At 45.6% G+C, this 21,965-nt stretch carries 19 protein-coding genes; 6 read left to right on the forward strand and 13 right to left on the reverse strand.

Features of this window, described 5'->3' with window-relative positions; genetic code table 11:
* Window positions 1–5: 5 nt before the first annotated feature.
* Entirely contained in the window at window positions 6–446 is a 441-nt protein-coding gene (locus R2S67_RS03350; protein WP_258625833.1) for a DUF4174 domain-containing protein, read from the reverse strand.
* A 117-nt stretch (window positions 447–563) separates the two neighbouring features.
* Between R2S67_RS03350 and R2S67_RS03355 the strand changes: the two genes are divergently transcribed.
* Window positions 564–1,052 carry an NYN domain-containing protein gene (locus tag R2S67_RS03355; protein WP_005394594.1) on the forward strand — a complete coding sequence of 163 codons (489 nt, stop codon included), beginning with the start codon at window positions 564–566 and terminating at the stop codon, window positions 1,050–1,052.
* Between the two features lie 88 nt (window positions 1,053–1,140).
* Here R2S67_RS03355 and R2S67_RS03360 read toward each other — a convergent pair whose 3' ends face one another.
* Window positions 1,141–2,472: an anaerobic C4-dicarboxylate transporter gene (locus R2S67_RS03360; protein ID WP_005394592.1), complete on the reverse strand. Its 1,332-nt coding sequence runs from the start codon at window positions 2,470–2,472 to the stop codon at window positions 1,141–1,143.
* A gap of 420 nt (window positions 2,473–2,892) precedes the next feature.
* Here R2S67_RS03360 and R2S67_RS03365 point away from each other — a divergent pair, with 420 nt between their 5' ends.
* The gene (locus tag R2S67_RS03365) at window positions 2,893–3,630 is read left to right on the forward strand and encodes a siderophore ferric iron reductase (RefSeq protein WP_203347404.1); all 738 of its coding nucleotides are present in this window, start codon (window positions 2,893–2,895) and stop codon (window positions 3,628–3,630) included.
* 89 nt (window positions 3,631–3,719) lie between these two features.
* Window positions 3,720–5,891 carry a TonB-dependent receptor gene (locus tag R2S67_RS03370; protein WP_317342205.1) on the forward strand — a complete coding sequence of 724 codons (2,172 nt, stop codon included), beginning with the start codon at window positions 3,720–3,722 and terminating at the stop codon, window positions 5,889–5,891.
* A 53-nt stretch (window positions 5,892–5,944) separates the two neighbouring features.
* Here the strand turns inward: R2S67_RS03370 and R2S67_RS03375 are convergent, their stop codons facing one another.
* Entirely contained in the window at window positions 5,945–6,136 is a 192-nt protein-coding gene (locus R2S67_RS03375) for a DUF2986 domain-containing protein (RefSeq protein ID WP_317342206.1), read from the reverse strand.
* A gap of 136 nt (window positions 6,137–6,272) precedes the next feature.
* On the opposite strand from R2S67_RS03375, the gene R2S67_RS03380 reads away from it, so the two are divergent.
* Window positions 6,273–6,782: a GNAT family N-acetyltransferase gene (locus R2S67_RS03380; RefSeq protein ID WP_317342208.1), complete on the forward strand. Its 510-nt coding sequence runs from the start codon at window positions 6,273–6,275 to the stop codon at window positions 6,780–6,782.
* Window positions 6,783–6,795: 13 nt separating this feature from the next.
* Window positions 6,796–7,185, forward strand: a complete 390-nt coding sequence (locus tag R2S67_RS03385; protein WP_258692254.1) for a nitrous oxide-stimulated promoter family protein — start codon at window positions 6,796–6,798, stop codon at window positions 7,183–7,185.
* 48 nt (window positions 7,186–7,233) lie between these two features.
* Here the strand turns inward: R2S67_RS03385 and R2S67_RS03390 are convergent, their stop codons facing one another.
* Window positions 7,234–8,394: an MFS transporter gene (locus R2S67_RS03390; protein ID WP_317342211.1), complete on the reverse strand. Its 1,161-nt coding sequence runs from the start codon at window positions 8,392–8,394 to the stop codon at window positions 7,234–7,236.
* A 176-nt stretch (window positions 8,395–8,570) separates the two neighbouring features.
* Window positions 8,571–9,005 (reverse strand): thioredoxin TrxC, encoded by a 435-nt coding sequence (gene trxC, locus R2S67_RS03395; RefSeq protein ID WP_005394579.1) that lies wholly within the window; start codon window positions 9,003–9,005, stop codon window positions 8,571–8,573.
* A gap of 162 nt (window positions 9,006–9,167) precedes the next feature.
* Between trxC and R2S67_RS03400 the strand changes: the two genes are divergently transcribed.
* On the forward strand, window positions 9,168–10,262 hold the full coding sequence (locus R2S67_RS03400; protein ID WP_005394577.1) for a ketoacyl-ACP synthase III: 1,095 nt from the start codon (window positions 9,168–9,170) through the stop codon (window positions 10,260–10,262).
* An 86-nt stretch (window positions 10,263–10,348) separates the two neighbouring features.
* Here R2S67_RS03400 and R2S67_RS03405 read toward each other — a convergent pair whose 3' ends face one another.
* The 8 genes from R2S67_RS03405 to uhpT form a co-directional block, all read right to left on the reverse strand.
* Window positions 10,349–11,674 (reverse strand): DUF1501 domain-containing protein, encoded by a 1,326-nt coding sequence (locus tag R2S67_RS03405; RefSeq protein WP_317342214.1) that lies wholly within the window; start codon window positions 11,672–11,674, stop codon window positions 10,349–10,351.
* Window positions 11,675–11,683: 9 nt separating this feature from the next.
* Window positions 11,684–13,252, reverse strand: a complete 1,569-nt coding sequence (locus R2S67_RS03410; RefSeq protein ID WP_317342216.1) for a DUF1800 domain-containing protein — start codon at window positions 13,250–13,252, stop codon at window positions 11,684–11,686.
* A gap of 406 nt (window positions 13,253–13,658) precedes the next feature.
* Window positions 13,659–14,921, reverse strand: a complete 1,263-nt coding sequence (locus R2S67_RS03415; RefSeq protein WP_301658446.1) for a hydroxymethylglutaryl-CoA reductase — start codon at window positions 14,919–14,921, stop codon at window positions 13,659–13,661.
* A gap of 352 nt (window positions 14,922–15,273) precedes the next feature.
* On the reverse strand, window positions 15,274–16,491 hold the full coding sequence (manA, locus tag R2S67_RS03420; RefSeq protein ID WP_237311064.1) for a mannose-6-phosphate isomerase, class I: 1,218 nt from the start codon (window positions 16,489–16,491) through the stop codon (window positions 15,274–15,276).
* A gap of 124 nt (window positions 16,492–16,615) precedes the next feature.
* Entirely contained in the window at window positions 16,616–17,956 is a 1,341-nt protein-coding gene (locus R2S67_RS03425) for an MFS transporter (RefSeq protein WP_317342217.1), read from the reverse strand.
* A gap of 6 nt (window positions 17,957–17,962) precedes the next feature.
* Entirely contained in the window at window positions 17,963–19,465 is a 1,503-nt protein-coding gene (uhpB, locus tag R2S67_RS03430; protein WP_317342218.1) for a signal transduction histidine-protein kinase/phosphatase UhpB, read from the reverse strand.
* On the reverse strand, window positions 19,465–20,073 hold the full coding sequence (gene uhpA, locus R2S67_RS03435) for a transcriptional regulator UhpA (protein WP_005394558.1): 609 nt from the start codon (window positions 20,071–20,073) through the stop codon (window positions 19,465–19,467). Before uhpA ends, uhpB begins: the two co-directional genes overlap by 1 nt.
* Window positions 20,074–20,211: 138 nt before the next feature.
* Window positions 20,212–21,606, reverse strand: coding sequence for a hexose-6-phosphate:phosphate antiporter (gene uhpT, locus R2S67_RS03440; protein ID WP_021707729.1), 1,395 nt, complete (start codon window positions 21,604–21,606; stop codon window positions 20,212–20,214).
* Between the last annotated feature and the right edge of the window lie 359 nt (window positions 21,607–21,965).

The following is a 21,965-nucleotide window of genomic DNA, read 5'->3' on the forward strand; positions in this document are numbered from 1 at the left end:
AATGGTTAGATTTTGCAGGGGCTATGACGTCTCTGCATTTCTTGCTTACGCATTGGCATTTGATCAATCAAGTTGTTGATAAATGGCCAATCCGTTTTTGCGCCCCATCGGTATTTCTCTTGACCATCTTTACCAAGTAAAATTGCGGTATGTGAGCCTTTTTCAATTTCATACAGCTTGGCAAGCATTTTCAAATCAAACTCTTCTTTGAGCCAAGCTGGAGACGTATAGCCTTGTTCTGTAATGACTAATGTGACCACATCTCTGTCTTCCAACTCGCACTCATTCATGAGTGCTTCTAGTAAGAATTGTTTAACGTATTCATCGTTTTCTGGAGCGAAGTAAAGCACACTCCGGTGCGGCCAGTACTTTGAATGTGCTGGATAACCGAATGCTGTCGATGACAAGATACAAGAAAGTAGTATCACTAGTAACTTTCCGCCCATGACAGTTCCCCTAGAAACCCAAATACCGTTTATACGTTAAGTTTAGTGGAATTGGCTCATTGTGCTTTTACCAAAACTGACTTAGGGTAGGCAGCAAATAAATCAAGCGTAGAAAAGATGAATTCGGAAAGAAAACAAAAGATCGCCATTTTGGTTGATGTACAGAATGTGTATTACACCTGTCGCGAAGCGTATCGCAGTAATTTTGATTACAACCAGTTTTGGTATGTTGCGACGCAAGGGAAAGAGGTGGTGAGTGCTCGTGCTTATGCCATCGCGAGTAACGATCCAAAACAGCGTCAGTTTCATCACATTTTACGCGGTGTTGGGTTCGAGGTAATGCTTAAACCCTATATTCAGCGTCGTGACGGCAGCTCGAAAGGCGACTGGGATGTCGGTATTACTCTTGATGCGATTGAAATTGCCCCTGAAGTTGAGGAAGTGATTCTCGTTTCTGGAGATGGGGACTTTAGTCTGCTGGTGGAACGAATTCAGCAGCGCTTCAATAAAACGGTGACTGTTTATGGTGTGCCTAAGCTAACATCCCAAACTCTGATTGATTGTGCCGATAACTTTGTCGCGATTGATGATGACTTCTTACTGTAATCACTAGCGTGACAAAGAAAAGGCGAGTCATTCAGGCTGTACGCTAACGTACAATGACTCGCCTCTAATTTATTGTTGATTTGGCTAATTATGAAGGAATGATCATTTGTCCTAACAAGTAGCCCAGACAGCAAGCACCAATCACACCAATCAAACCTACCGACATAAATGAGTGGTTGAAGTACCACTTACCAATCTTAGTGGTACCTGACGTATCGAAGTTCACTGTCGCGATATCTGAAGGGTAGTTCGGAATAAAGAAGTAACCGTATACCGCAGGCATTAGGCCGATAAGCAGTGCAGGATCCAGACCCAAGCCAAGACCGACAGGCAACATCATACGTGCAGTCGCTGCTTGAGAATTCACTACAACTGACACAATGAACAACGCAAGCGCGAACGTCCAAGGGTAGTTGGTTACCATCTCAACGATGCCAGATTTGAACTGAGGCATTGCGTATTGGAAGTAAGTATCTGACATCCAGGCGATACCGAAGATCGCAATGGCAGCCACCATACCTGATTTGAATACTACGCCGTTTGGTACGTCACGTGGATCAGTTTTGGTTGCAAGCAAAATGATACCGCCGAAGCAGAGCATCATCATTTGAATCACAACGGCCATGCTGATTGGTTTCGCGCCATCCACGATGGTACGAATGTCCGGCCACATCGCGATAACGACGATAACCAAGATAGACGCGATGAACAGCAACACAGAGTTACGAGCACTTGTTGGTAGCACTTCATCAAGAGACGTTGCAGTGGTGTTGAGGATCTTTTCACGCCACACCGGATCTTTTAAACGCTCTTGGTATTCTTCATCGTCTTCCAGTTCTTTACCGCGTTTTAGGCTGTAAAGTGACATCAGCAACGTACCGAATAGCGTCGCTGGAACAGTAACGAGCAAAATAGAAAGCAGAGTGATCTCGTGCTGAATATCAGAGAGTTGTGCCAAGTAGTAAACGACTGCCGCTGAAATTGGAGAGGCCGTAATCGCGATTTGCGAAGCGACGGAAGCGGCTGCCATTGGACGTTCCGGACGAATGCCGTTTTTCAGTGCAACGTCGCCAATGATTGGCATGATGGAGTAAACCGCGTGACCTGTGCCGAGCAAGAAGGTCATAAAGTAAGTAACAAAAGGAGCGATGAGGGTGACGCGTTTTGGGTTCTTACGAAGCACACGTTCGGCAACTTGCAGCATGTATTTCAAACCACCAGCCGCTTCAAGAATGGATGCACATGTTACCACTGCTAAGATGATCAACATAACGGTGACAGGAGGGGAGGTTGGCGGCATCTTAAAGATGAAGACTTCAATCACCAAACCAATACCAGATACGACCCCAAGGCCTATACCACCATAACGTGAGCCGATATACAGCATCACGAGCAAAAATAGAAACTCAAGATACAACATGTGGATTTCCTTATTCAAAACAGGGGGCTATATAGCCAAATTACTTAATTACATTGTCCCGATATTCAGAAAGAAAATACTTCATGTTGTTCACACTCCTTTGGATAAGAAACAGCAATATTCAATTATTGGCAATAACTCACGCTACACAGGGAAACTGTTAACACAGTTTTATCAGGGTGTTTTTATGCTGTGTATTTTTGCGATCATGTCAGCGCTAAATGCGAAGAGGTTTAAGAGTTTGTTGCTATTCATCGCATACGTAACCAGACCTTACGGGCGCAAAGAGCTTGAAAATAGAGACAGAGACCACAGATGAGAATAGGTTCTTGTTATGTGAACACAAAAGATAATAGTTTGCATTGCGATTAGTGCTTGGGTATAAAGGTGTCAGAATGACTACACCAACAATAAACCATCATGTCTGAGCAATTTTTCCCACAACTATTTCAAACTTCGAGTGAGATTACGCCTTACCTGCACGGTGATATTGGCGAAATAGGGCAAGAAGTTATTCATATCGAAAATGATATCAATCCGATCATTCAAGGCCTTTACCAACAGTTGTCTGAGGCTCATCCGGAAGCGGGGAAAGCGTATTGGTTGACGAGAACGTGGGATTTGTTGTGTTGGCAGCCTGTTTATGTTGCGTTCATTTCTATTTACGGTTTCCACACGTTGCCAAACATTCGTGAGATGGCGCAGCACCTCAAGCCTTGTTTTGTGTCTGGATATCGATTCGCTGACGAAACACATATACATGGTAAGCCAGAAGAATTAATAAAAGAGGCCGGACGTCAAATTCGAGAGTTGTTCGATTTCTACCAACAAGAAATGAGTCAATGGACGCGCATTCGCCCAGGTTTCACTCATCAATTGATGTCGGATGGGATCATGGCTTGTTTGATTCGTCTTCAACAGCGCTTTCCGCAAATGACCAACACGACATTGCGTGAGCATGCCATCTTGTGGTTACAGGCATTGGGTTTAGATGCCAACAGTAGTCATTCACTTTATGAGACGTCACTGGATCAGCCGCTAAAATTGGTCAGAAAAAGCTGTTGTTTAGTCTATAAGTGTGAAGGCAGAAAGCTTTGTGAAGATTGTCCTCGTTTAGAAAAAAATCGACAGCTTATGAGCAAGCATAATCCTAATTAACATTTGGTTAACTTATGTAACAGTGCTCGATTTGAGAGTGAGAATAAGTATCATTGCATGCTCTTGTTGACAACAAAAAGATAAATACAATGATAAAAAGGACGTTTTCTCTTAATCTCATCGTACTTGCGATGAGCAGTGGATACGCAGTTAGCTCAATAGCTGCGGAAGAACTTCAACAAACATCAACACCAAGTGATGAACAAATGGTGGTCGTGGGCAGTGTGATGCCGAAATCGATCTCTGATATTCCAGGAACGGTTTGGTTTGTAGGGCAAGAGGAAATTGCTCAGCAATATCGCGCGGGCAAGACACTTGGTGACATTCTTTCTGCAACCATCCCTTCTCTAGACGTTGGTACGGGTGGTCGAACTAACTACGGCCAGAACCTGCGTGGCAGAGCGATGTTGGTGATGATTGATGGTGTCTCACTGCAGTCTTCTCGCCCAATTAGTCGTCAGCTTGATGCGATTGACCCATTCAACATCGAGCGAATTGAAGTACTATCTGGTGCAACCTCCATTTATGGAGCAGGCGCTACAGGTGGTGTTATCAACATTATCACCAAGAAAGCTTACTCCGATGACTTGTCATTTGAATCGTATGTCAGTGGGACTTCAGGCTTTAACAGCAGCGATGACTTTGATTACAAACTAGCTCAGTCTATCTCCGGTGGTAACGATCGAATTGCCGCTAGGGGTTCGGTTGTGTACACCGAAACACAAGGCGCATTTGACGCAAATGGCGACATTGTCACGCCAGATATCTCCCAAGGCTCTCTGCAATACAACTCGACGCTTGATGTAATGGGATCGACAGAGATTCAAATCTCCGAAGCCAGCAAGTTAAACCTTCTCGCACAATACTATGACAGCCAGCAAGATTCGCCATACGGCTTGTATATTGTTAACAATAAATTTGTTGATGTACGAGAGGGATTCGATTCCGATCGTGAACACGGTACAGAGCGAGTTCTCTTAAGTGCGAACTACGCTCACGACAGCGTATTCGGTCATCAACTGATTGGCGAGTTGTCTTACCGAAGTGAAGACCAAACGTTTACTCCTTATTACCAAGGTGCTTCTCAGCAAAAGACAGAGGTTTTTGCTGGACGTTTGGCACTGGCAAAAAACTGGGAATCATTCAACCTTGTTTATGGTGTTGATGCGTATTTAGACCGTTTTGAGAGCAATCAAGCTCTATTCGATCCAAGCATTGCAAACAACTCTGGAAACTTGATTAATAAAACGTACGCCGAAGTTGGTCGTTACCCAGGTGTAGATGTAACGTCTTACGCAATGTTTGTTCAAGGTGACTATCAAATTAATCAAGATTGGTCCGTTCAAGCAGGTTACCGCTATCAATACATGGACAATAAGATTGATGACTTTGTTGCCTATAGCGTACAAAAGAAGATTGCCTCGGGTAAGGGGGTGTCAGCGGATGCGGTACCAGGTGGCAGCACCGACTACTCTGTAAGTCTGTTTAATTTGGGCACCATTTATCAGCTTAATGATGAATCTCAACTTTGGGCAAACTTCTCCCAAGGTTTCGAACTTGCTGACCCTGCGAAGTACTATGGTCAAGGCAGCTATGATGCTGTGGATGCAAACGGTCATTATGCGTTGAACAACAGCATTAATGTGTCTGACTCAAAAATGTCAGGTATTAAAACGGACAGCTATGAGATCGGTTACCGTCTTGATACCAACTCTCTTGCGCTTCAGGCGGCAGGCTATTACTCGCTTTCCGACAACTCCATCAAGTATGATAGAAAAACGTTGTTGATTACGAATGTTGACGACGAGCAGCGTGTTTACGGTGCAGAAGCAAACATCAATTACTGGGTGACCCGCGATATCCTGTTAGGGGCATCAGGACACTACGTAGTTTCTGAGCTGAAAACCGATGGTAAATGGGAAGATTTGAGCGCAGGTAAAGCCAGTACATCTAAGGCTAATGCATGGGCTGCATACTACCAAGATTCGTACTCGATTCGTCTACAAAGTCAGACGATGTTTGATTACGAAGATGACGCCAACAATAAGTTGGAGGGCTACACCACGTTTGATCTTCTGGGTAATGTAACACTACCTGTTGGGCAGTTAGGCTTTGGTATTCAAAATCTATTTGACGAAGACTACACAACCGCTTGGGGTCAACGTGCGCAGATTCTTTATGCGGCACACTACGATGCAGCAGCTTACGACTACAAAGGAAGAGGTCGCACATTCACACTGAACTACAGTGTTGAATATTAAAGTCAATTCTCTCCGTACAATAAACAAAAAAGCCGCATAAAGCGGCTTTTCTTTTAGGCTTGATCTGTCGGCACTGTGTCTACAACATTTTCCGTGCTTTCCGAGGCTTGGTTTTGCTCTTCAGCTTCCATTTTTGCACGTTCAGCTTTGGAGATATAACGCGGCTTATTGCTCTTATGTAGCTTAGCGTTGTGCCTCTTCTGCTTCGCTTTTAAGATCTGATTGATTTTCTTCTTGCGGTTCATGGTGGTGGTCCTTTAATTTAGCGGGGCAGGATAGTTATTTTTTTATCAAGTTACAACTAAATAAGCCCTTACGTCGGTCGCAAGATTCAAGTACGTTTCTATGTCCAATCATCTCTCGCGTTTTAATGGAGTCCAAATGAAAACACTGATCACTGAACGTTTGATATTACGTCTTGTGAGTGTAGATGATGCACCATTCATATTAGAACTTTATAACCACCCAGACTTTTATCGTTTTGTCGGAGATAAACAAATTCGTACTGAATATGAAGCGGCGCGTTATATAAAAGAAAACATGCTACGCATGCAAAAAGTTAAAGGCGTGAGTTTACTCGTAGTAGAGAAAAAGGACGATGGACAGCCGATCGGTATTTGTGGGCTAGTTAAGCGTGACACATTGCAACACTACGATCTCGGGTATGGTTTTTTACCTTCTGCTTATGGTTGCGGCTACGGAGTCGAGTCGGCAACCGCGGTGCTGGAATATGCTCGAGAGGGAATGAAACTCGAGAAGTTGGCTGCCATCACCAACAATGACAATATTCGTAGTATAAGTTTGCTCAAAAAACTGGGCTTTGAGTTTGAACGAGTTGAGCAGCAATACGATAATGGTCGAACGTTAGAACTTTACACAATGACGTTGTGATTTTTGGAAGCTCATGAGCGATATTTTACTTGGCAAGCTCGCCACTGAATTTAAGACGGTAAAAGCCATGGTAGAGGTTTACTGTCACGATCACCATGGAACAAAAAGTGACTTGTGCTCAGAATGTCGTGAGCTGCTTGAATACGCAGAAGTTCGTCTTGACCGTTGTCCTTACGGAGAGAATAAACCGACGTGTAACAAGTGTCCGATTCACTGTTATAAACCGGCCCCTAAAGAGCAAATGCGTTTGGTCATGCGTTACTCTGGCCCCAGAATGCTACTGAAACATCCCATCTTGGCGGTTCGTCATTTACTTCATGAAAAGCGCGCGGTACCGGAAAAACCTGCAGCGAACGCGTCAAACCGTCACAAACGTTTATCTAAACAAAAAAGCGAAGAATAAAAAACGAGGGCGACATGCCCTCGTTTTCGTTGAGTAGAAGTTGCGTGGTTAGAGGTCAGCGGCCATACGCTGCTTAGTTTTGCTCGCTGCAAGTAGCATGTATACGCCAGTCGCAACTAAAGCGGCAAACAAGTAGCCTAGTAAGCCATGTTCTTGGCCCATAAATTTATCAGCCACAACCGGGCCAGCAACAGAGCCAATGCTGTAGCTGAACAGCATGACTTGTGTGGCAGAGACAATAAAGCGCTCATCAAGTCCTTCACAACCTAAGTTGATCGCAATTGGGTACAAGGCAAAAGTAGCTGCACCTAAAAAGAATAAAGCAGCAGCTAATACCACGGCTGACGATGAAATAAAGGTCAAACCGATCGAAAAAATACCCAAAATACAGAAGAACGCCATTAGCACTGTGCGGCTCATGTATTTGTTCAATGTGGTCACCATTGGTTGAACCAACATGCCACCTAGGATCACTAGTGCCATCAATGTACCAATGTCTTGATGGTTGATTTTACGGTTAGTTAGCTCAACAGGCATTAATCCGTATATCGCGCCTAAGGTCAAACCTGATACAACACAACCAATAATTGCAGCATGGTTTAGCTTGGCAATTTGCTTAAATGACAAAGCGGTTGATTCATGGCTGTTTGGTTGTTCACACTCAATAAACATCAGCACCAACATCGCCATTAGGATCAGCGTTGTGATTGCAATGAACGGAACACCGCCACTTACGCCAAGTACACCAATGCCAAATTGGCCTAATGCAGAACCGCCATAAAGCGATAGCATGTACAAGCTCAAACGTTTTGCACGTGATGCTTCGTCGCCAGACATTAGCCAAGATTCAACAATGACAAAAACGCCCGCAACGGCAATACCTGCGATAAAACGAGCAGCAAGCCACACTAACCCATTAGCAAAAACGGGTAGCGTGACAATCGTTAGCGAGAATGCCGCTAAGCAGCCAATAAACGCTTTACGGTGACCCACTTGACGCACGACACGTTCAATAAACATCGCGCCGACCAATAAGCCGCCATAAAAAACACTCGCCAACCAACTCGCATAATCTGCTGAGATGTTGTATTCACCGAGCATGAGAGGGATCAAGCTCATTAAATAGCCCGAAGCCACCGCATAAAGAGACAGTGCGACGACTGGAACTGTAACTCGTGGTGATGCTGCAGGAACGACTGTGTTTTCCACTGTTTTGCGCCTATAAGTTAAATGAAATCTATGGGTTATTCGGCGCGAATATGAGGCTAATAGTTAGGCAAGTAAAATGATTAATTTAAGTCGTTTCGACAAATAATATTTGTTAAATAGATAGGTCGATAAGTTGCATAAAAACGCCAACCTACCAGTGAGGTTGGCGTGGAGGATTACTTATTAAGTGCTTGATTTAACCATTGATCAAACTGACTCTTAGGTAGCGCACCATTGATCATATCAACGCGTTGACCGTTCTTGAAAACCATGATGGTAGGAATGCTTCGAATGCCAAATTGTGCAGCGAGCGCTTGTTGTGCTTCTGTATCAATCTTTACAAAACGAGCCGTTCCTGCTTGTTCATGAGCGACATCCGAGAAAACAGGGGCAAAACCGACGCACGGATTACACCAAGGGGCCCAAAAGTCGACGACAACAGGCGTATCACTTTGTAATAGGGCAGAAAAGTTATCTTGCGTTCCTTCGATAGGCGCGCCATCAAAAAGTGCACTTTTACATTTACCGCAAGTTGCAGACTCTGCAACACGCTCATTAGGGACACGATTCAGACCGCCGCATGAAGGGCAGCGAGTTTTAAACGATGACATGACTTCTTCCTTTATTACGTATTGATGAAAACATGACTTACCAGTCAGCCTCATTATTTGTATACTTATTTTTTAACCTGCCGAAATAACGCAGAGCAGGTTTGTATTTGAGCCTAAGGTTCTAAGAAATTTTATTAAAATACAACAATAAATAGGTCTGCGATGACAAATTACTACGCTGAAATTACAGGTTGGGGGAAATGTGTTCCTCCTGCCGTGCTCTCTAACGATGATCTTAGCACTTTCCTTGATACTTCAGATGAGTGGATTCGTACCCGCACCGGTATCGAAAACCGCCGTATTAGCCATGTAAATACTTCAGACATGGCAACCGTTGCTGCCAAACACGCATTGGCGCGCGCGGGCGTTGACGCAAGCGACGTTGATTTAATCATTGTGGCGACTTGTTCTCCGGATTCACTTATTCCAAACATCGCATCTAAAATACAGCAGAACTTGGGCATTCGTTCTGCGGCGGCCTTTGATTTAAATGCCGCATGTACGGGATTTGTCTACGGCCTTGAAACGGGCACACGTTTGATTCAATCAGGTAACTATCGCAACGCGATCATTATTGGCGCGGAAAGATTGTCTTTCTACATTGATTGGGCCATGCGAGATACCGCTGTTCTATTTGGTGATGGCGCGGGCGCCGTTGTGTTATCAAGAACAGAAAAAGAAACGGGTCTACTGCAATCTCAAATTGGTTGTGACGCTAAAGGTCGCGATATTCTATCCGTGCCAAAGTTTGGTACTTGTATGGATCGCTTTGCGGAAGACAACGGTTACTGGGATTTCAACTTTGTAGGACAAGAAATTTTCAAACGTGCGGTAAAAGGCATGGGGCTAGCTGCGAAAACCGTGCTTAAAGCATCACAGTTAACTACCGACCAAATCGACGTTGTTATTCCTCATCAAGCGAATATTCGTATTATTCAAACCCTATGTGACCTATCTGGGATCCCACACGACAAAGCGTTTGTGAACATCCAAAACTACGGTAATACTTCTGCAGCGACGGTGCCAATTGCATTATGTGAAGCGGTAGAGCAAGGCCGAGTTAACCCAGGTGATAACATGCTTCTTGCTGCATTTGGTGCAGGTTTGACATGGGGGGCGGCAGTATTGAAATGGGGTGACCGCGTAACGCCAATTGGTGAAAGTGATGCGGCTCTGCCTGAATGTGAGCAATCCGCGCTAGAATTACTTGAGCGTGCCATTAAGCTGTGTAACGAGCGCCGTCGCGACGAAGCGTAACGGACACTCAGCGGGAATGATATTGAGAAGGGAGCGTAAATGCTCCCTTTTTCATGACATGTTAAATAAGAGCTCATTAAAGCAGCTTAAGCCATAAAACCAAGGTTTGAATTAGCGAAGTTGCGGATATTCGGGAACACGTATTCCAATGCCGCGTTATCACTCACGCCCATCCATTGCGCGAGGGTTGAGCCCACCTGATCTGCTGCAATTTGGGGTATGAGTCGACCTTGAGAATAGTCATCGTTTCCGCCCAATACTAGTTCAGGCCATGTGCCGATAGGTCGCTGACCATTCACCGCGCCCCCAATCAATAGTTGATGACCACCCCAACCGTGATCGGTGCCGTTACCGTTGCTTGTCATCCGTCGACCAAAGTCAGACATTGTAAAAGAGGTCACTTGCTTGTTTAGCCCCAACCCGTCAATCGCACGATACATTGCTAAGAGGTTAGTCGCTAGATCTTCGAGCAGTACGGGGTGTCGAACTAATTGAGAATCGTGTAGGTCGTAGCCAGAGTGTTTAACGAAGAAGACTTGTCGTTGTTGCTTTAACACATCTTGGCTTGCGATCAATTTATAGACGGTTTGCATCTGCTTGCCGAGTGTTGATGAGGTGAACAGCGGCGCGTCATCAATATGATTGAGTTGCTCGCTTAGCACGCGGCTCATCACCATCGACTCATCAACCATCAAATTAAAGTGGCCACTAAACGGATTCTCTGTTTGATGAGAAAGCAGTTGGTCATAGATCCCCTTGTATAGCGGGTTATCAATCGCGGTAAGCTGAACCGCACGGTCTTTTTTCAGCACGGTTTGGCGGTGTTCCATCGCGCGTAACCAAAGCGAGTTCCCGTGCACACTGTATAGTGGGGTTATTTCTGATTCTGAAGTTAATACGTCCAACATTCTTCCTGCCCAACCCAAGTTGCTAGATTCTTGCATACCACCAAGTAACCAAGCGTCAGTTTGTGAATTGTGGGAAAACAGTTGCTCGGGAAGTGACGCTTCACCTAGCTCAATCGCTTGTTTTGTAACGGGATGGTTGAGAATGCCGCTATTGAGCACGATATTGGCATCGCCTTGTTCGAAAATTGAAGACAGCGCCTTTAGTTTGGGGTGTAAGCCAAGTTCTACCAGATTATCCGAGCTATCGGCGGTATGCAAATTGATAGGGAGTATGTCGTCTTTGGCGACAGAAAGAGCACCTCTGACTTTGGCATATTGGTTATAGTGCGCGTCAGACAACGGCAGTACAGTGTTGAACGCATCGTTTCCACCTGCTAAATAAACACATATCAATGCTCGAAAGTCATTGGATGGCGCCGCGAGAGAATAACCCGGTAGACCAAGCGAAGCTAAAGCGCCCATCGATGCAGTGCTTTTTATAAAATGTCGTCGTGAAATATCCATAATCCACTCCTAATCCTGAATATAGAATTCATCGCCGGAAATGGCGGTAAAAATCACCAAGGCGAGCTTTGTTGTTGGCACATAGTCCTCACGATATTCATCTAACACGGTGAGCATGAGTTTTTTTAATTCCGCAGAGGCCGTTCCAGCAAAGAAGCGTGCGTTAACCAGCTCGACTAAGGCATCGTGATCATCCAAAAGAAGATAAAACTCGCCGAGATCGAGAGTGTAGGAATCACCGCCGCCTCTGCGAGTGCTGGTCAACATATAGTTGACCAAATCGGTATAAACGGACCAGTTCAGTAGCTCATACTCAGGAGAGCTAATACCAGACTCCGTAAACTCGTTAGATGGTTGGTAGTCAGGAGAGTAAAAATTAAATACGGAAGGAGAACGAAGAGGTCCTTGATTGGCGATATTCATCATCGTAGTAGCGTCTTCGTAACGTGTAGATTTGATTGTAAAACCCGCTGCTCGATGAAAATTAGTTAGGACCAGTATTGGCTCTTTCACTTTTATTGGCGGGGTATCTGTCATGCCTAGAGCCTCAGAATCGAGCAAAATGGCATGAATGATCGCGCTTAAATCTCCTTTTTCTCCTTTGCCATTGTTATTGAATACCGAAGCAACACGTGCGATGTACTCCGGACTTGGATTCGAAGTTACAAAACGTTGGATAAGTAGCTTAGAAACAAACGGCGCCATGTTTGGATGAGACATCAAAATATCGATCACTTTTGAAAGCTCTTCTTGCGCAGTTAAACCAGCAGGAATTGTGTTACCAAGCAATCGTTTCTCGCCACCATCGTGTCGGTGGCTGATGACTCGCATCGGTTCAACAAACGCTAAATCGGCATTTTTCCACCCAGTTAATGCTCGAGCGAGCTCTTGAATATCCGTTTGGGTATATGTGGGGATAGGCTTACCCGTTTTACGATCAAGCTTTTTACTGCCATCGATATTCAGTTCATACAAGCCTAGGGTGAACAGCTGCATCAACTCTCGAGCGAAGTTCTCATCAGGTAATGCACCCGTCGTGTTGTTCTCTTTTGCGCTACCGAGCATGGACAAATAGCTGCCCATGACAGGATGAATGGAAACGTCATATAATAAATCTCGGTAGTTGCCAAAAGCGTTAGCAATCAATACATCATAGTAGTCGACTAGACCTGTGGGCTTACTGGAAAGAACACCGCCATAGCGAGAGACCACTAAGATCTGGCTTAATGCATACGCCATGCGTTGTCTGAGTTGATCATCAGCAGTAATAACAATTTGATACCAAGCATTTTCGCGATTGGATTGTGCGCCTTTGGAAAAAGGTGTCCGATAGAGCGGTTGATGATAGGTGGCAGGAAGGTAGATTTGTTGAGATATCCAACTTTCCATCCCGACTTCTTCTACCTCATCAATTAATGTTGGTGTTGGCCCAAAAGTGCTCTGATAGAGGAAACGCGCAACGGTTTGCTCGGAGGGCGTTAGTTCCATTTCTGCTGGTACTGAAGGGACGTAACTTAGTAATAAGATGATCAACCCTAGTACCCAACAAGAGATTTCATTCTGTTTCTGACGTCTCATAGTTAACTCGCTTACCCGAGGGAACGACTTAAATCCATTTAACGGGAGTGATTAAGCTCATTTGAGCTAAATAATAAATTTAGAAAAATCAAGCAGCTGCAGGAACGAGTATAGTCTCTATAAGTGACTAACAAAAAACTCAATCTATGAATTTGGTACTTTAGTGCTAGATGTTTTTGATATTTATTTAGGTAACGTACTGATATTTAATATCGCGTGAGAATAGGGTCAAACAGTGATATAGCGAGGAATGTGTGGTGATACTGCAATAATGCGGTCAACGTGAGAGTGGTGTAATCATTAAGTCTACAATACAACTTAAACTAATTTATGAGCTAATAAATAAAGTTGCTTTATTGGCACAAGAGAAAACCGCATGGGTGTTCTCTTGTACAAAGTAAAAGGATTATTTTCTAGCAAGTTTATGGTGAGCTCGGGAGAAGTGATCGGCACAAAATGCGCCGACAATTGAGAGTTCACCGGCCAGACAAAGCGCAGCCGCGACTTCGGCTAAGGCTTTCGCATTGCCGTTGCCGTGCAAACCCAAAATATCCAAACATGCTTTTTGTGTTGGAAGACCAGTGCCCCCGCCAACCGTGCCAACCATGATGTTTGGCAAGGTCACGCACGCGTACAAGCTGCCTTGAGCGTCCACATCCATACGAGTGATACCAATGGCAGACTCTGCAACGCAAGCGGCATCTTGACCGCAAGCAATGTACAGCGCGGCAAGGGCATTCGCGTAATGCGCGTTTACGCCAATCGCCCCGCTGAGTAAACCGCCCACCGTGGTCATTTTGCCAAATTGCACCATAGATTCCGGCGTTGTATGCAGATATTTCTCTACTAATTCAGCAGGAATAGTCACTTCGGCAGATACTTTCTTACCGCGTACCGATCGCAGCGTGTGTGCGTTTGGCTTTTTATCGCCTGATAGGTTGCCATCCAAGAAGGCTTGAGTTGGTTTGACAGGGCTGGTAGCCAAAATATGATGGAACACTTCGCTCGTTGCAATGGTCACCATGTTTTGTCCGGACGCGTCACCGGTCACATACTCAAAGACCAAGTAAACGTGGTTTCCTTCGATGTTCACGTTGATGTCTTTGAGTTTACCGTGTGAGGTGGTGGATTCTGCGATTTGACGAAATGCCTCAAACTGAGTCACCACCCAACTGACGAACTGACCCGCATCGGCAAGGTTGTTAAAGGCGAACACTGGCGTTCGGCTCACCCCTTCACTCAGCAACAATGCGCTCGCGCCACCAGCGGCGGTAATAAGATTTGCGCCACGGTTGTAGGAAGCGACTAACGCGGCTTCTGTCGTTGCGAGCGGAACCAAAAAGTCATCGTTCGCATACAAACCATTGACGCGCAAAGGGCCTGCGATGCCGACCGGCACATTGACAGTACCAATGAAGTGCTCGATGTTGTTGGAGTAAGCGTCGCAATGTGACTGCGTGAAAGGATCAAGAAGATGATCTTTATTGGTCACGTGTTCCAATACTTGCCAACGGCGCGCCAAATGCTTATCCGATAGACCAGGGCTTAAGCAGAGACGTTTCTCTGGCTTGTGAAACTTCGGTTCTAATGCCGATTGAATCTTACTGCTGGTTTCGATATCGGAAAGGGCGGAGCTTTGAACAGGGTTATCTTGGTTTAACTTCGGCATACAAACGTTAACTGAAAAATCGAACCAGAGATTGTAGTGATTGAGGCTTTGATTACAACGTTGATTATACGTTTTGCAACAAATACCACTGTGTGAGCGCCTTTGTTATCCAAGTAATTTGATATTGGAGCGGCGAATTTACCGGAAATAAATGAGTTTTGACAATGAATGTTGCAGTAAATGGCAGATCCGGGAGGTTATGGCTCTTAGAGAAACTGGCCTGTAGGTGTTTGGATTCGACAAGGTGTAAGCATGAGTGCCTTAAAAGCGGAATGGTTCAATCTATGAAAGGAATAAATTGTCTAACCCAGTCCCTTGGGTCAGACGTTAGTTTGAATCAGTTATTCAAAAACTAGTTGAAGGCGCGAGCCACACGTCCCGCACTTTGAATGCGATAATGGCCAACGTAAGCAGGAACAAATACAGATTGTCCTTTCGCGGCGGTTAACGTCTCACCGTTATCACTGATGAGTGTCAGTTCGGCATCAATCGCCATCAAAATCTCTGCGCTGTTTGCCTCAACCACGTCGTGATTCGGTTGGTTAAGAATGCTGAAACTAAAGTCTGCGACTGGAACGGGGTAAAGGTTCTGGCAACCATTGGCATTGGGTTCTAAAACAAGGCTGTCAAAAGGCTTAGGCACAAAATCTGTGCATTTAACCAGTTCTTCAACATCCATATGTTTCGGCGTGAGTCCTGCACGCAAAACGTTATCTGAGTTCGCCATGATCTCTAATCCCGTACCTTTAATGTAAGCGTGTGGCGTTCTTGCGCTCAGGAACATCGCTTCGCCAGGCTGCAGCGTGATGACATTCAACAGTAAAGGCGCAAACAAGCCGACATCGCCGGGATATTGAGTGGATAGATCCAAGATGAGCTGGAAGACGTCGCTGTCAGTGCCTTGCTCCGATTGACGTGAAGCGTGGGTAAGAAGCTGTTTCAGTGCTCTTTCTTTCGTTTCGCCTTCCATGGTCAGAATGTGCACAAAGAAATCTCGCAAACCTTGTGAGTTGATTTCGCGTTTGAATGCATCTAATGGCGCACGTAGCTCATCGATATCACAAAGGCTAAATGCCTCAATAATCTCGGCATACGAGCGAAAACCGTTCATGGCTTGGTAACTTGTCAATGCGTATACCAACTCAGGCTTGTGATTTGGATCCTTGTAGTTACGATGGCTCGCGTTTAGTGGGATGCCAGCACTTTGCTCTTTTTCGAAACCTATTTCAGCATCTTGTTTACTTGGGTGAACTTGAATCGACAGTGCGTGTTCGGCCGCTAAGATCTTAAACAGAAAGGGCAGGTCGCCAAATTTCGCTGCGGTTTCTGCTGATAAGTAAGCGGGTTGGTTTTGTTTGATCAGTTCAGACAAAGGCAGCGTGTTTTGCTCAATCTGAACTTCAGAGCAGCCGTTTGGGTGAGTCCCCATCCATACTTCTGCTTGAGGCTCATTCGTTTCGTTAGAAAAGCCAAACAAATCGTGAATAGAAGAGGTGCTTCCCCAAGCGTAGTTTTGGATTTTGTTGTTCATTTGAAAGAAGCTATGCGATGAAATAGTGTTCAAATTCATGAATTTTTCCCATAGTTAACCCTCCGAACTGAATCGGAAGAAAAATTGAGCAGAGATACGTTAAATAAGGATGGCGAGCGCGGTTAGGTCACTCGCCAATTTGCCCGAAGGGCGATAAGTCGATTTACAACCGAGGTTTTGGTTCGAGTGGTTTTCGTGATGGTTGCGCTTGCAAAAATGGCAGCAACAAAAGGCCAATGACGGCTGCACAAACTGAAATGGTGATGAAGAAACCCGTCCAATGATATTCTTCAAGAATTAACGCCAGTGGATAGCCAGACAATGCTGCGCCCATGTAGGCGAACAAGCCCACGAATCCTGTTGCCGCGCCTGCAGAATCTTTGTGAGAGCACTCAGCCGCCGCCATACCGATCAGCATTTGTGGTCCAAAGACAAAGAAGCCGATGGAGAACAATCCCGCCGCTTGGAATGCAAAGTTGGTCAGAGGCATCAGCCAAAGCGCAGAGACAGATAAGAAAATCCCAATCGCGAACAGCAAGTTCATTGGCCCACGGTTACCGCCAAAGAGTTTGTCTGAGCCCCAACCCGCAACCAATGAACCAACAAAACCACCGATTTCAAACATCGACAGAGCAGCGTTGGCGTTAATCAGGCTATAGTGATGCTGCTCGGTTAAATACAGGTTTCCCCAGTCGTTTATTGCGGTTCGGACGATGTAAACCAACACATAACTGAACGCGAGCAGCCAGATGTATTTGTTGTTAAATACGTACGATTTCAGAATTTCGCGGTAGGTGAGGCCACGTCCGTAATTTTCTTGCGCAAGTTCTAGTGCGTCGTTGCGCCATTGTCCGACACTTGGTAAGCCCATTGTTGCGGGTTTATCGCGCAATCGCCAACAAACGAATAGACCGAGCAATACCCCGATGATGCCGGGTAGAATAAAGCCTTCACGCCAGCTGTAGTGCAACGTTAAATAGCCCACCAAAATAGGGATCAGCGCGCCACCAACGTTGTGTGCTGTGTTCCAAATCGCCCATAAGAAGCCACGCTCGGAGCGTGAATACCAAGTGGTTAGCAGCTTGGAGCATGAAGGCCAGCCCCAGCCTTGGAACCACGCGTTTAAGATCCACAGAGTGATGAAAGCCGCGAGTGAGCTAGAAAAGCCGAACGCGATATTGACCAGACCTGTCGCAATCAAGCCTAGCCCCATGAAATAACGAGGGTTAGAGCGATCCGAAATCGTGCCAGAAATAAACTTCGAGCAGCCGTAGGTGATGTAGAAAAGCGTGCCTATAAGACCCAAATCGCCTTTGTCTAGGCCAAGATCGGTAATCATAGCTGGTGCGGCGTAGTTAAAGGTCTTACGGGTAAAGTAGAAACCTGCGTAGCCGATGTACATCCCCAACATAATGTGCAAACGCCAATGGCGGTAACGCTGGTCGATTTGCTCTTTGCTCAGACTCGGTTGAGTAAATTTAGGTGAACGTAAAAATCCAAACATCTTGAGTTACACCTTAGGTAAAGTAATGCTGATTTGTGTGCCAATCACTTGATCGCTGGTGGAGTAGATAACCATTTTTCCACCTAACGCGTGCACACGCTCTTGCATGCCGCGAACGCCCATGCCTTTCATGCTGTCCTGAACCTTGAAGCCGACACCATCATCGTGAATCATCAGTGACACCGCAGCTTCTCCGATCGTCAGCTCAATATTGATCAACTGCGCTTCTGCGTACTTGGCTGCGTTATTTAATGACTCTTGGCATAAGCGGAATAGGGTGACTTTGAGCGTATCACTCAAGCTGGTGTAATCGCCTTGCCAGTTCAGTTGAACAGTCGTTCCGTGATTGGCGAATTCCATCTCTCGCGTCAGTTGCTCGACGGATTCTTTCAAGTCCAAATCATCCAGCATTTTGGGTCTTAGTTTGCTTAACAGTCGCTTAGTGGTGTCGTACACGTTGAGCGAAAGCCCTTCGATCATGTCCGCGCAACCAACGCGTGTTTCTGCGTTATTCACTCGTTTAATGATGTTGGCTTGTGTGCGGATTGCCGTGATGTTCTGTCCAATTTCGTCATGTAGCTCGCGCGCAATATCGCGTCTTACGGATTCTTCCGCTTTGATAAGCTGGCGAGACAAATTCTGATTGCGTGCAAGTTCGCCGCGCAGTTTGTGATTGAGGTCTTTTTGTTTCTGAACCCCTAAGCCGAGCATAATGCCAGTGATGGTTTGCGCTGAGAGAGATAATAACAAATCGGTGATTTCTAGATTCGATACGCCGCTACGAGCCGCAATCAGCGCAATGCTGTTGAGCATGGTGGCGAGTAGGGCACCTTGCCAGCCGTAACGCAGAGCAAGCACGATGATTGGAATCGCCATACAAAATGGCGCAAATCGTTTTAGCTCTTCAGGCAAACTGGTTTGCACCAAAATACTGCCGATCAAAAGCAGCGCATAAAGCACGATATGACGCACCTGAAATACAACGGCATTACTAAGTAGGAGAGAGCTAAGCGGAGACCAACGACTTTGGAACAAATAACTCCATAACAAGTAGCACATAGGCACCACGAGCAAGCCTCCAGAAATGCTAGCCAGCCACACCATGTAAACCGAAGGAACGTGAAAACCAACGGCCATTACATTAATAAACGCGCTAATGATAATGACAACGCTCATCACGGCTAAATGGCGGTTTTGGTCTCCGTAGTAATATTTTTTCGCAATCAGAGTGACCGGGATACTGGCAATGCTCGCAATCAGCACGGTAAGCCACTGTGGTTGACCCAGTAACATCGCAAGAGCGATGGAAAGCCCCCACTCCGAAAGGTAAATCGTCGGCCAATAAGCGGTGCGAGTGTGCAGGGCGACACCTAATCGTAAAGCGAAAGGAAACAATAAGATCGCCAGCTCGGGATCATTGACAAAGTAATAGGCAATCACCCACAAGCAGAACCAGGCGCAAGCCATAACAAATAGTCCGCAAATGGTAGTAACAGCGTAAGCTCGCATTAAAAGGACTCTTGAGAAAATAGTTTGGCGAGCTCAACGTTGTTTTTCACACCGAGTTTGTCGATGGCATTCGCTCGATGAACGTGTACGGTCTTGTGGCTCAAGCCAAGCTCTGCCGCGACGGATTTTACATCCAGCCCTTTGGCTAAAAGCTGGCAAACTTCATTTTCGCGTCTTGTTAGTTGGCAAAGCGATGCAGCTTTGTCACTTGGTGTTGCCAGTTTGATGGCAATGTCGGAGGTAAGATAGCAGCCGCCAGACGCACTGGTTCTCACGGCTTGAATAAGTTCGTCTGGGCTACAGCGTTTGCTTAGATAGCCTTTTGCACCAAGTTTTAGTGATTTTTCCACCATTGCAGGGGAGTCGTGCACGCTAAGCATCACGCAGGCAATGCCAGTTGGAATTTCGCTCAGTAAGTTTAATCCGCTCTCATCGGGCATGGAAATATCTAGGATGACGACGTGTGGGTGTACCGCAGGCAAGCCTGTGCGTGCTTCGGCGACAGAACCAAATTCACCAACAACGGTAATATCACTTTCTAAATTTAATAATTGTGCGAAACCCGAACGCACGATGACGTGATCATCAACTAGAGCAACATGAATCATTATTACAACCAAATAGAGCAGACGACTAACAACAATAAGCTCCAACAGGAGCCAATAGAAAAATCTTTAATGATACTGAATTGAACCATGCTTTTTAATGATCTTGCGCGCTTTACCGAAGTAAAGCGCGCAGAGAAGTTAGGCTTGGTTTTGTGCAAGTTGAAGCTTCTTCGCGTGTCGAATCTTCTTCTCTTCCGCGATAGCAACGAAAGCAAGCAAAACAATACAAATCATGGCGGAGGTATCTAGGGCTGCGAAGGTACCTTTCCAGCCTGTTAGACCGAAGATTGGTGTACCGTCTGCAATCATACCGAGACCAAGCTTCGCGAAGCTGTCACCGATTAGGTAAGCGAATGTACCTTTCACACCATCAGCCACACTGATTGCTTTTTTAGGGACAAAACCAACCGCGGCAACACCGATAAGAAGTTGTGGACCAAACACCAAGAAGCCCAATACAAATAGAGAGGCCAAGTACATGAACTCGCTAGTGGCGTGCTGGTAGAACTCAAGCGATACGATGATCAAACCAAGAGATACACAAGCAACCAATGCGCGGCGACCGTTTGCTAGGTCAGACAGGTAACCCCACATCAACGTACCCACAAGTGCACCGACTTCGAACAGAGTAAAGCCAGAGATTGCCGTTTCTTTTGACAGACCAAGCTCTTGGTACGCGTATACCGTTGACCATTGGTCGATACCGATACGAACGATGTAAAGGAAGATGTTAGCAAAGCAAAGTAGCCAGATAACTTTGTTTTTAAGAACGTATTCAACAAAGATTTCTTTTTTGGTCATCTGGTTTTCTTCAGCGGCGGTGTCTTCTTCACTCACTGCTTCATCGAAAAGTTCTTCTACTTTACCTAGACCGTAAGCTTCTGGAGAGTCGCTACCAAAGCGCATACCGATAAAGCCAACGATGATCGCGATGATAGAAGGGAAAACGAACATGCCGATTACGTGGCCGTCGAATAGGTAGTTAGCACCGAAAAGAGCAACACCCGCTGCGCCCGCACCACCAACGTTGTGTGACATGTTCCACAAGCCTAGGTAAGAGCCGCGTTTGTTACGAGGTGTCCATTTTGTAATGGTTGAGTAACTAGAAGGGCCACCAGTACTTTGGAAGAAACCACTCAGAGCGTAGAAAGCCACCATCAAGAACAGGCTTGCACTACCGCCGCCCATGCTGAAGCTGAAACCAAGCATTGCAAGACCAGAAAGGATCAGCATAAAAGGGAGGAATTGCTTGGTGTTCTTACCGTCAGCGTAGTAAGACACAACGGTTTTACCGATGCCGTATGTGATGGAGAAGCCAAGGCCAATAAGACCTAGGTCTGTCATGCTCAAACCGTAAGTTGAGATCATGTCGTTTTGCGCGACATTGAAGTTCTTACGAATCAAGTACATGGTTAGGTAGCCGATGAATACGACCAAGTAAGATTGGATGAACGGTTTAAACCACATCTTTCTTCTAACTTCGACAGGAAGATCGAGGGTCGGCTTCCGCACCTGTTCGAGGAATTTTAACATGATGAACTCTCTTGTAATTGTTTTAGAAACACAACGGAGACCGTTATGCGCTCTTGTTACCTTTGACTGAGCGGAATTCTAGAGAGTGGTTTTGTGAGGCACATGAGATGGTTGCCTAGATCGGCTAGGAAAAATTCCTAGAAATGCCTAAGAAGGCGGAAAAGCGTGAAAAAAGTCACACAAAACCCTTACTAATATATGGGTTTTTGACTGAGTTTTTATCGATTGGAAAGCGTTCAAATGCAAACGGATTAATATGCGTAAGCTTAGTGGTGACAAGGGGTGAGCACGTTTGGTTGGAGAGAATAGTGTCTTGTCGCTAAGTATCAATTGGGAGTGAGAAGCAAACAAAAGAGACC

This window comes from Vibrio sp. T13N (assembly GCF_032970445.1).
GTDB lineage: Bacteria > Pseudomonadota > Gammaproteobacteria > Enterobacterales > Vibrionaceae > Vibrio > Vibrio diabolicus.

Bases quoted from the DNA above. Each gene is read 5' to 3' on its own strand.
- R2S67_RS03370 (WP_317342205.1), top strand. From the start codon at position 3,720: ATGATAAAAAGGACGTTTTCTCTTAATCTCATCGTACTTGCGATGAGC.
- R2S67_RS03405 (WP_317342214.1), bottom strand. From the start codon at position 11,674: ATGGATATTTCACGACGACATTTTATAAAAAGCACTGCATCGATGGGC.
- R2S67_RS03380 (WP_317342208.1), top strand. From the start codon at position 6,273: ATGAAAACACTGATCACTGAACGTTTGATATTACGTCTTGTGAGTGTA.
- R2S67_RS03355 (WP_005394594.1), top strand. From the start codon at position 564: ATGAATTCGGAAAGAAAACAAAAGATCGCCATTTTGGTTGATGTACAG.
- R2S67_RS03385 (WP_258692254.1), top strand. From the start codon at position 6,796: ATGAGCGATATTTTACTTGGCAAGCTCGCCACTGAATTTAAGACGGTA.
- uhpT (WP_021707729.1), bottom strand. From the start codon at position 21,606: ATGTTAAAATTCCTCGAACAGGTGCGGAAGCCGACCCTCGATCTTCCT.
- uhpB (WP_317342218.1), bottom strand. From the start codon at position 19,465: ATGCGAGCTTACGCTGTTACTACCATTTGCGGACTATTTGTTATGGCT.
- R2S67_RS03375 (WP_317342206.1), bottom strand. From the start codon at position 6,136: ATGAACCGCAAGAAGAAAATCAATCAGATCTTAAAAGCGAAGCAGAAG.
- R2S67_RS03400 (WP_005394577.1), top strand. From the start codon at position 9,168: ATGACAAATTACTACGCTGAAATTACAGGTTGGGGGAAATGTGTTCCT.
- R2S67_RS03350 (WP_258625833.1), bottom strand. From the start codon at position 446: ATGGGCGGAAAGTTACTAGTGATACTACTTTCTTGTATCTTGTCATCG.
- R2S67_RS03410 (WP_317342216.1), bottom strand. From the start codon at position 13,252: ATGAGACGTCAGAAACAGAATGAAATCTCTTGTTGGGTACTAGGGTTG.
- trxC (WP_005394579.1), bottom strand. From the start codon at position 9,005: ATGTCATCGTTTAAAACTCGCTGCCCTTCATGCGGCGGTCTGAATCGT.
- R2S67_RS03415 (WP_301658446.1), bottom strand. From the start codon at position 14,921: ATGCCGAAGTTAAACCAAGATAACCCTGTTCAAAGCTCCGCCCTTTCC.
- manA (WP_237311064.1), bottom strand. From the start codon at position 16,491: ATGAATTTGAACACTATTTCATCGCATAGCTTCTTTCAAATGAACAAC.
- R2S67_RS03425 (WP_317342217.1), bottom strand. From the start codon at position 17,956: ATGTTTGGATTTTTACGTTCACCTAAATTTACTCAACCGAGTCTGAGC.
- uhpA (WP_005394558.1), bottom strand. From the start codon at position 20,073: ATGATTCATGTTGCTCTAGTTGATGATCACGTCATCGTGCGTTCGGGT.
- R2S67_RS03360 (WP_005394592.1), bottom strand. From the start codon at position 2,472: ATGTTGTATCTTGAGTTTCTATTTTTGCTCGTGATGCTGTATATCGGC.
- R2S67_RS03365 (WP_203347404.1), top strand. From the start codon at position 2,893: ATGTCTGAGCAATTTTTCCCACAACTATTTCAAACTTCGAGTGAGATT.